The 10,155-nt window shown below is 40.2% G+C and carries 7 protein-coding genes and 2 pseudogenes; 4 read left to right on the top strand and 5 right to left on the bottom strand.

Annotation, left to right across the window (positions count from 1 at the left end):
• Positions 1–218, top strand: a pseudogene (locus tag F948_RS16455) (IS4 family transposase); the annotation flags it as partial.
• A gap of 68 nt (positions 219–286) precedes the next feature.
• On the opposite strand, the gene F948_RS13680 reads toward F948_RS16455, so the two are convergent.
• Positions 287–1,369 (bottom strand): DUF475 domain-containing protein, encoded by a 1,083-nt coding sequence (locus F948_RS13680; protein WP_004909842.1) that lies wholly within the window; start codon positions 1,367–1,369, stop codon positions 287–289.
• Positions 1,370–1,543: 174 nt separating this feature from the next.
• On the opposite strand from F948_RS13680, the gene tenA reads away from it, so the two are divergent.
• Positions 1,544–2,218 (top strand): thiaminase II, encoded by a 675-nt coding sequence (tenA, locus tag F948_RS13685; protein WP_004964871.1) that lies wholly within the window; start codon positions 1,544–1,546, stop codon positions 2,216–2,218.
• A 154-nt stretch (positions 2,219–2,372) separates the two neighbouring features.
• Here the strand turns inward: tenA and F948_RS13690 are convergent, their stop codons facing one another.
• The 3 genes from F948_RS13690 to F948_RS13700 form a co-directional block, all read right to left on the bottom strand.
• Positions 2,373–2,726, bottom strand: coding sequence for a DUF1304 domain-containing protein (locus F948_RS13690; protein ID WP_004964873.1), 354 nt, complete (start codon positions 2,724–2,726; stop codon positions 2,373–2,375).
• 72 nt (positions 2,727–2,798) lie between these two features.
• Entirely contained in the window at positions 2,799–3,776 is a 978-nt protein-coding gene (locus tag F948_RS13695; protein WP_004964876.1) for a zinc-binding dehydrogenase, read from the bottom strand.
• A gap of 3 nt (positions 3,777–3,779) precedes the next feature.
• The gene (locus tag F948_RS13700) at positions 3,780–4,382 is read right to left on the bottom strand and encodes a TetR/AcrR family transcriptional regulator (protein ID WP_004964880.1); all 603 of its coding nucleotides are present in this window, start codon (positions 4,380–4,382) and stop codon (positions 3,780–3,782) included.
• A gap of 366 nt (positions 4,383–4,748) precedes the next feature.
• On the opposite strand from F948_RS13700, the gene uvrA reads away from it, so the two are divergent.
• Positions 4,749–7,580 (top strand): excinuclease ABC subunit UvrA, encoded by a 2,832-nt coding sequence (uvrA, locus tag F948_RS13705; RefSeq protein ID WP_004964883.1) that lies wholly within the window; start codon positions 4,749–4,751, stop codon positions 7,578–7,580.
• A gap of 72 nt (positions 7,581–7,652) precedes the next feature.
• On the opposite strand, the gene F948_RS13710 is transcribed toward uvrA, so the two are convergent.
• Complete coding sequence (locus F948_RS13710) at positions 7,653–9,374, bottom strand: GGDEF domain-containing protein (protein ID WP_004964886.1); 1,722 nt, start codon at positions 9,372–9,374, stop codon at positions 7,653–7,655.
• A gap of 647 nt (positions 9,375–10,021) precedes the next feature.
• Between F948_RS13710 and F948_RS16220 the strand changes: the two are divergent.
• A pseudogene (locus tag F948_RS16220) lies at positions 10,022–10,155 on the top strand (IS5 family transposase); the annotation flags it as partial.

A 10,155-nucleotide genomic window follows, 5' to 3' on the forward strand; every position in this document is an offset into this window, starting at 1 on the left:
GAAGCCGCAATGCGATACAAACGCAAATATGGATTGCATTAATTGCCTATTTGCTGGTGAACTTCGCTAAACACATGGCACAAGAAGGATGGAGTGTTCAGCGTTTACTGAGAATTATTCAGGTCAATTTATTTGAAAGGAAACTTTTAAGGTCACTCTTTGTGCCTGATAAAAAATGGCGAAAACAAGAAGAACCTCAATTGAGGTTCTTCTTGTGATATTTGTGGGACAGCAGTGACGTTACCGTCCCTTTAAAAGATCTTAAGTGATCAAACTGAAACTAATCTTAAGAGCTTAGCTTCTGTCGTTTACTGTATTGGATCGAGGCAATTACCGCCCAAACAATAAATGCGACACCAATCAAACCAGTCACCACTTCAGGTACATGTAAACCTGTACCACTAGCAATCATAATGAATGCCAATGCACCAATCGCATAGTGCGCACCATGTTCAAGGAAGATGTAAGCATCTAAAGTGCCTTTCTCAACCAGATAGATCGTCATCGAACGGACGAAGATCGCACCAATCGCAAGACCCAACATAATGATCACAACATCACTGGTAATCGCAAATGCGCCAATAACACCATCAAAACTGAACGATGCATCTAGGACTTCAAGATATAAGAAACCACCAAAACCTGCTTTGACAACACCTGATGCAGCCCCATTGCCATCATGCATTACGGCATTACCGTGTTCATCAATTTCAGGTTCACCACCCAATAAATGACTGAGAACTTGCACACCGATATAAACCACGATCCCCCAGATTCCAGCCATCGTCACTACCAGACGTTTGCTTTCCTCAACATTCGCCGCCATGATTAACATCGCAACCAAAGCAATGAAAACAGACATCGCAGGAACACTTGCAAGATGTGAGAGTTTAGATTCGATCCAACGGAACCAATGAGTTTCCTTTTCATCATCGAAGAAGAAATTCAAGAACACCATCAATAAGAAAGTACCACCAAAGGCTGCAATTTCTGCATGATGTTCCATCAAACGAGCTGAATAAGACTTCGGATCGTTAAGTGCCAATTTCACGACTTCCATCATGCCCATATCTGCTGTGACAGCAACAATCACGACAGGGAAAACCAAGCGCATACCAAATACGGCAATTAAAATACCCACCGTTAAGAAGATCATTTTCCAGAAATGATCCCAATTACGGAGTACTGATGCGTTGACCACGGCATTATCAAAAGAGAGAGAGACTTCCATCACTGCCAAAATTGCAGTAATAGTTAATGCTTTCAGCATTGTTGCAATACCTGCTTCTGGGCCATGCGTATAGCCCCAGTAAGCAGATAGTGCTAAACACACTACTGTAAAGAAAATTGAGAAACGAAAATGCTTCATGAGCAACCTTTTATTCGAAATCGTTTGGGTAGAAAAATGTGACTATTGTAGGCGAGTTTTGACCGAAAGACAGAAAAGATTGTTGGACTTATTTTGAGATCAAATACGATCAAAGCTAAGTTCTGATATAGTTTGAATAAAATCTTAGACTTATTGTTTTTACAGGTTCAATTTATGACTTTTTCTCAGGATGTCTGGCAGCGCAACATCGACCTTTATCAAAAAATCCTCGCACTTCCATTCAACCAAGAACTTGCAGCAGGAACATTGGACCCTCAAGTCTTTTGTCATTATGTGATTCAAGATGCACATTATCTATTGGCTTATGGTCGTGCGCTTGCAGTTGCTGCTGCTAAAGCTTATGAAGCGGATGATGTAATTCAATTTTCTGAAGCTGCAAAAATTGCAATCATCGTTGAACGTAGTCTGCACAGTGATTTCATGCAAGAGTTTTCCATCAGCAAAACTGAATTTGAAAATACCCCGCTCACCCTTGCCTGTCATCACTACACATCTTTTCTAACGGCTACAGCTTGGTCAGAAAGTTATCCTGTGATTTTAGCGGCATTGCTTCCATGTTTTTGGATTTATGCAGAAGTCGGGAAATCAATTACTCACCAATCCGCTGACAATAACCGTTACCAAGCATGGATTGATACCTATGCAGGTGAAGAATTTAATACAGCGGTAAGTAATGTGATTGCAACGATTGATAAAGTAGCAGCGCGTTGCGATGAAGATACTTTAGCGAAAATGCACGCAGCATATACGATGGGTGCAAAACTGGAGTGGTTATTTTGGGATAGCGCTTATCAGCAACGCCAATGGTTAGGGCTAGATCACGCTTAATCCTATAAATAATTAAACACGACATTCTCTTAGACATAAAAAAGCCCCATAAAGGGGCTTAGTCGTATATCGTATCGTCCGATATACTGTATGAGGCTCATCTCAAACTGGCTGCATTAAAACACAAATCAGATCGAGTGAATACCTTTATTACTTAAAAACAGTTAACGGCAATTAAGGCAATCACTGCGGGTATAGATTGGATATAAATAATTTTTTTGCTTGCCGTCAAACCACCATAAATACCTGCAATCAATACACAACCTAAAAAGAAATTCGCCAAAGCCACAGCATAGGTTTCAGGTGCAATTAACGACCAGAATAAGCCTGCTGCAAGAAAACCATTATAAAGACCTTGGTTTTGCGCTAAAACTTTGGTGAGCTGGGCTTTTTCAGGAGTATTCGTAAATGCTTTTAAACCTGCTGGTTTATCCCATAAAAACATTTCCAATACTAAGATATAAACATGCAAGACAGCAATTAGTCCTACGAGCAGTTGTCCGATCATCTCATTTTCCTTTTTATTGTATGACTCAATATCAGTAGACCAGCCTCACGACTGGTCATGCAATTTTCAAAATTAAGCTTTTAACAACACTTTACCCTGACGTGCTCCCTGAGTCGCTTTCAGTGCAGCAGTTTTAATGTCATCAAAACTGAAAACGCCTTCTACAGGTAGAACCAGTTTTTTCTGGGTCGCAAGTGTAAGTAGCTCAACAAATAATGCCTTTTTACGCTCTGCTGGCATTTCTTTATTGACTACACTTGCCCAAAAGCCTTTCACTGTGGCCTGTTTAAAAATCAAATCACCCGATGAAATCTGCATGGTTTCACCCGTCATGCTGCCAAATGAAACTAATAAGCTATTTTCACTCAGTAGATTCAGCATTTCACCACTCGCCGCTCCACCAATTGAATCCACGCCTGCAATTAATGGCTGATCAGCATGAATGGCTTTCACTTGTTGCTTCCAATCCGCCTGATCAGTCGCAACTACATGTTGAATACCTAAAGCCTGCATTTCAGCAATCGCATCGGTACGACGCACGAGATTAATCACTTTCAAACCACGCGCTTGAGCAATCATGGCAACGGTTTTACCCACAGCACCATTCGCTGTGTTCTGAATCAGCCATTGACCTGCTTGAACATTTACAAAGTCCAATAACATCAATGCACTAATCGGCATACCAATCAATTGAGCTGCTGTTTCATCATCAATCGCATCATTTAAAGGAATGCTGCTTTGCGCAGGAGCAATAAAATATTCTGCCCAACTGCCATGTACCCCAGCGACTGCAACCCGTTGCCCTAATTTACTTTCATCGACACCTTCACCTACAGCATCAACGATACCTACCGCTTCACTGCCACCAATTGCAGGTAAAGTTGGCTTATAGCCATAACTTCCCCTCACCGTCCATACATCATGATTATGGATTGGAGACATAATGGTCTTGATACGCACTTCACCTGCTTTAGGCTCTGGTTGAGGCATATCCGCTACTTCTAAAACATCTACGGGTTCGCCAAATTGGTAGTGGATAACACTTTGCATGATTTATTCCTGTATCGGTTGTAACAGCTGTTTCGTGGTATCCAAAGCTAGATGCAATGGTGCTTTGTCTTGTGCCAATTTGGTCATCAATGCCGCACCCAACCAAAGCTGATACATCACTTGAGCTGTTTTAAATGGGTCAAGATGTGTTGGAATCGAACCTTGCTGCTGCCCTTCTTGTAATAGCAGCGCTATGCGTTGCGTGAGTCGATGCACACCTAAATTCAAAATTTGTCGCATGTCTTCTGATAAATCAGAGACTTCAGCCGCGAGTTTCACTATTAAGCAGTTTTCTGCCCAACTGCCGTAAATTGGATCGTCAATCCACGCCTGCCACAACGCCATCAAACGTGCATAAGCGCTTTGTTCAGAGTGCTGCCACAGCTGCTCGACACGTACTTTATAGTCAGCCATATACTGTTCTAATAAAGCACAACCAAAGGCCTCTTTAGACGCAAAATAGTGATAGAACGAACCTTTGGGTACGTCACAGGCTTTCAAAATTTCTTGTAAGCCAAGCCCAACAAAACCTTTATGCAATACCAATTCAAAACTGGTATCCAAGATGTGTTTTCGGGTTGCTTCACTTTTCATTGATCGTTTCATGTTCACACTATAAATAAATATTAGACCAGTCGTCTAGTAAAGTTATGTATTTTTATTTAGCAACAGCTTTACAGTAGTAAAATGAGAAAAGGAATGATAAAAATACAACTCGGTTTGAGACTGATCATGTTTGAAAAAGTGGTCTGACCGTCACAATTTGTCGTTTTAAATATTTTTATACCACTTGAACAATTTTAAGGCGCTATCATATAAGACCTGTTAAACAGCACGATGCTGCTCTGCAATTATTTTAAATTGATTGGTACTGAACTTTCTCTCAAGACATTCAAATTAAATAATTGATGATGCACCCCATCAATGTTCAACGTCTTTTGATCTTCTATTGCATATTATTGAGATGTTTTCATGAGCCAAAGTCATATCCGTATTCGAGGCGCACGTACCCATAATTTAAAGAATGTGTCACTCGATATTCCACGTGACAAATTTGTGGTGATCACAGGGCTTTCAGGTTCAGGGAAATCATCGTTGGCATTTGATACCTTATATGCTGAGGGTCAGCGCCGTTATGTTGAATCACTTTCGGCTTATGCACGACAATTCCTTTCGCAAATGGAAAAACCTGAAGTTGATTCAATCGAAGGTTTATCCCCTGCGATCGCGATCGAGCAAAAATCAACGAGCCATAACCCGCGTTCAACAGTTGGAACAATTACCGAAATTTATGACTATTTACGACTGCTCTATGCGCGTGTGGGTACACCCTATTGTCCAGAACATGACTTACCGATGGTCGCACAAACCGTTTCGGAAATGGTCGATGCAGTAAAATCGCTTGAAGAAGGTACGGCACTGATGTTGCTCGCACCTGTGGTCCGTGAGCGCAAAGGCGAATACAGTAACTTATTTGAACAATTACAAAGCCAAGGCTTTGTGCGTGCGCGTGTCGATGGCGAAATTATTGATATTGATACCCCACCTGAATTAGACAAAAAGAAAAAACATACCATCGAAGTCGTCGTCGACCGTTTCAAAGTCCGCGATGATCTTGGCAATCGAATTGCTGAATCCTTTGAAACTGCCTTACGTTTAGGTGGCGATATTGCAATTTTATCGTGGATGAATGGCGAACACCCAGAACGTGTCTTTTCAGCGAAACACTCTTGTCCTGAATGTGACCGTGCGGTTGCTGAACTCGAGCCTCGTTTGTTCTCATTTAACAATCCTTTTGGTGCTTGCCCTGTCTGCGATGGTTTAGGGACGCGTAGTCATTTCAGCGCCGACAAACTTATTCCAAACCCAGAAGTATCGATCAGCCAAGGTGCAATTCGTGGTTGGGACAGACAGCGTCCGTATTACTATACGATGCTTCAAAAAGTCGCAGATCATTTTGATATTCCACTCGATACCCCGTGGAATCAACTGGATAAAGAGACACAAAAGAAATTCTTACAAGGTACAGGCAAAGAAAAAATCGACCTCAGTTATATTGATGAACGTGGTCGTAAACATAATCGTGTGCAACCTTTTGAAGGAATCTTGCCACATTTGGAACGTCGCTATCGTGAAACGGAATCGAATTATGTCCGAGATGACTTAGCTCAATACTTATCTAATGCCGCTTGTGATGCCTGTGGTGGTTCTCGTCTCAATGAAATCTCGCGTCATGTTCGTGTTAAAGACAAAACCATTGCTGAAATCACCAAGATGTCGATTGGTGATGCAGAAAGTTATTATCAAGACCTCAATCTTGAGGGGGCTAAAGGCGAAATCGCCGATAAAATTTTTAAAGAAATTCGTGAGCGTTTACACTTTTTGGTGAGTGTTGGACTCAATTATTTGAGCTTAGCACGTTCGGCTGAAACCCTTTCAGGGGGTGAGGCACAACGTATTCGTCTCGCTTCGCAAATCGGTGCAGGTTTGATGGGCGTGATGTATGTGCTTGATGAACCATCGATTGGTCTACACCAACGTGATAATGATCGCTTATTACAAACGCTCATTCGTTTACGTGATTTGGGCAACACCGTGCTCGTCGTTGAGCATGATGAAGATGCGATTCGTGCTGCGGACCATATCATTGATATCGGACCAGGTGCAGGGATTCACGGTGGTGCGATCATTGCTGAAGGAACTTATGACGAATTGGCGAACCATGCCGATTCGCTTACAGGTCAGTATCTTTCAGGCAAATTAAAAATTGCAGTGCCCAAACAACGTACCCAATCACCACGTCCTGATGAAGTGATTAAGCTTTCAGGCGCAAGCGGACATAATCTGAAGAATGTTGATTTAACCATTCCCTTAGGCATTATGACCTGTGTCACTGGCGTTTCAGGTTCAGGAAAGTCAACCTTAATTAACCGAACTTTATTGCCTTTAGCAGCCACTCAACTCAATGGTGCAACCACTCTTACCGCAGAAAAGTTTGATTCAATTGATGGTTTACAGCATTTGGATAAGGTGGTTGATATTGACCAAAGTCCAATTGGTCGTACACCACGTTCGAACCCTGCTACCTACACGGGGTTATTTACCCCAATTCGTGAGTTATTTGCGCAAACCCCTGAAGCCAAAGCACGTGGTTATAGCGCAGGTCGTTTCTCGTTTAACGTAAAAGGCGGGCGCTGTGAGGCATGTGAAGGCGATGGCATGATCAAGGTCGCGATGCATTTCCTGCCTGATATGTATGTGCCTTGTGATGCCTGTCATGGCAAGCGTTATAATCGTGAAACACTGGAAGTAGGCTATAAAGGTAAGAATATTTCTGATGTGTTAGAAATGACGGTAGAAGATGCAGCCGAATTCTTTAGTGCAATTCCTGTGATTCATCGTCGTCTAGAAACACTGACTCAAGTGGGACTTGGTTATATCCGTTTGGGTCAAGCCGCAACAACCCTTTCAGGTGGTGAGGCTCAACGCGTGAAATTAGCGCGTGAGTTAGCAAAACGTGATACGGGTAAAACCTTATATATCCTAGATGAGCCAACCACAGGTTTACATTTCCATGATATTGCCAAGTTACTCGATATCTTGCATGAGCTACGTAATAAGGGTAATACCATTGTGGTGATTGAGCATAATTTGGATGTGATCAAAACTGCCGATTGGGTGATTGATCTAGGCCCTGAAGGCGGTTCTGGTGGTGGTCAAATTATCGCTGAAGGCACACCTGAGCAAGTTGCTGAAGTTGAGATTTCACACACAGGTAAGTTCTTAAAACCGATGCTTAAATAAAATACAACTTATTGTAATTTAATGATAAAACGGTGATTAATTCACCGTTTTTTATTTAATGGACAAAATTATTTATCCCTCCACCACATTCTTCCCTTTAGCCTTCGCTCTTAACATCGATTGATCCGCATTTTCTAGCAGTTCAAGCCAGCTTTCTGCTCCGACAGCAACTCCAATACTTACCGATACTTGGATGGATTCACCTAAACTCGAAACCTCTATAGACTGACTGGCGATTTCAGTACGAATACTTTCCGCAATATGCTTAGCTGCATCTAACTGAATATTTTCAATGACCACTAAAAATTCATCACCACCATAACGCACAATCAGATCAGATGCCCTTACGTTATGCTTCAATTGATCCGCGATCATTGTAATCACCTGATCACCCACAATATGACCATACTGATCATTGACCAACTTAAAGTTATCAATATCAATCACGATCACACCTGTTTTAGAAAAGGCATTTGGGCGACTTTCCAAAACCCGAATGTATTCATCCAAAGCTAAGCGATTCGCTACACCAGTCAGCACATCGGAGTTCGCAATTTTCTTCAACTGAGACTCCATCATGTCTCGTTGTTTTAACATCGCTTTTAAACGATCGATCGCTTCGAATAATGAAGCAAATTCCTGTTTTGATGCTTTCGTATGCAGGTCTTCATAGGATGTGTTAGATAAGCGTAAAATCATTTGCCGAGCCCTAATTAAAGGCATAAATACCTTCCGCTTGGTATAAATCATAATAAATAGAGCAGTCAGCAATGAAACACTGGTCATACACAATGTAAAAATCAGTTGTTGTTTCGCTTTTCTATTTTGCTCATATGCTACTTGAATACTGCTATCCAAAATATAATTTTGTAGATCCATCACCGTAATAAATTTATCTACAATTTGCTCCGTGAGTTGCGTTCCTGTAAGTGAATATGTTTGTTTCTTCGCACTCTCATCTAATAATCTTGAGATCAGTGGTAATCCCTGATCAAGAAACTCCGTTTTTACACGTCGATGTAAACGATAATATTCTGTAGTTTTGGTTTGTTCAGGCTGAATCATATCAACCAAAGACCATAGATATCTGGCTTGATGTTGAGTTTGTAATGATCGAGCACGATTAATATCTGATATCGTTTCCTTAAACGTCACAGGTGCCATGATATTAGATGCTACGCGGCCCGCTTGATCACGCATATCCGTTAAAACAACAATCGAAATAAAGTAATTTGACATCTTACTGTCTTTACTTTTTGCTTCTAGCATCAAAGCACTCAGATATTCACGTGTCTTATCCCATGCAGCGAACATGGAAGCTATCGCATGATCTAATTCTGCTGCATTACGTTGTTTTGGAGGGATCAGAGCATAGTCATCAACGACTTTTCGTGACTGTGCTAATTGAGTTTTTAAATCAGAATTTAAAGCCGTCGCGATAGAGTTAAAACCTGCTTGATGAAGTGTTGTAATCGCCTCATCAATTTGCTGATCAACAACCAGTCTAAATTCTTTCAACTCCTTTTGATGTTGCTGAAGCTCATCAGGCGTACTCGACATGAGCTTATTGGCAGGCGCTCGCTCTCTTGAAATCTTATTGGCTGTTTTTACTAAGGCACGCAAACTTGTGATTTCTGATAATACTTGTTGAGTTTTTATATAATCTTGATAACTATGAATTATTAATGGAATAGAAATGTATAAGATCGAAAAAATAATCACGACCATGCAAGAAAATAGACGAAGGCTAATCTGCTCTGAACGTAATTTAACACGTTTCAAACTACGTTCCATGAAGACATCCTACTCTTTTCAAAAACTCATCCTATTTGATTTCTTGAGAATATTAATCTTACCTTAATTTTTAAATTGCGCTGATATGATTCCAATTAATTTTGAGACTTTTATAATCAAAGAATAATATGCAACTTTTTAAATTTCATTTTATTAAAATAACACTTTAAAATAATTAAACTAGTTTAGTTTTAACAATACTCTGGTGTATTTACAAGTATTTATAAAAAATGAATAGTCTCTTTATCATTTGATACAGCAGAAAATTTTAAACTATTGATTTAATTAAAAAAACAAATAATCGAAAAAACAAATTCTGAAGATAAATATTATCAATTTCCCTAATTAAGTAAAAAGAGACACAATCAATTTAGATAAGAAATTAAGCAATTTGATACAAATTCCTCAAGGATGTTTCTCCCAATGATCAAACATCCTTCTTCTCATACCCAACCCACCTCATAGGGTTGGGTCTTTTTTATTATTAATTTATTAAAAAACCATCAAAACCAAAAACTAAAGCAGAATATAAACACCACGGAAAAATAATATATATCCCAGATAATCTAGGGTGTGTTGACACTTTTAGCTTAAAAAAATAGCGAAGTAGTAAAATCAAATCGCCAAACCCAATTTTACTATTCGCTATGCCTCGTACCATGCTGACAGATCAACACTGGCAAAAGTTGAAAACTATTTTGCGTAATTTATCTATTCATCACAACTCAAATTTACGTAATTTTATTGAAGCTATTCTCTATAGAATTAGAACAGGCTGTCC

This window comes from Acinetobacter junii CIP 64.5 (assembly GCF_000368765.1).
Lineage (GTDB): Bacteria > Pseudomonadota > Gammaproteobacteria > Pseudomonadales > Moraxellaceae > Acinetobacter > Acinetobacter junii.

Coding starts and splice junctions, on each gene's coding strand:
- F948_RS13690 (WP_004964873.1), bottom strand. CDS start 2,726: ATGATCGGACAACTGCTCGTAGGACTAATTGCTGTCTTGCATGTTTAT.
- F948_RS13695 (WP_004964876.1), bottom strand. CDS start 3,776: ATGCAAAGTGTTATCCACTACCAATTTGGCGAACCCGTAGATGTTTTA.
- F948_RS13680 (WP_004909842.1), bottom strand. CDS start 1,369: ATGAAGCATTTTCGTTTCTCAATTTTCTTTACAGTAGTGTGTTTAGCA.
- F948_RS13710 (WP_004964886.1), bottom strand. CDS start 9,374: ATGGAACGTAGTTTGAAACGTGTTAAATTACGTTCAGAGCAGATTAGC.
- tenA (WP_004964871.1), top strand. CDS start 1,544: ATGACTTTTTCTCAGGATGTCTGGCAGCGCAACATCGACCTTTATCAA.
- F948_RS13700 (WP_004964880.1), bottom strand. CDS start 4,382: ATGAAACGATCAATGAAAAGTGAAGCAACCCGAAAACACATCTTGGAT.
- uvrA (WP_004964883.1), top strand. CDS start 4,749: ATGAGCCAAAGTCATATCCGTATTCGAGGCGCACGTACCCATAATTTA.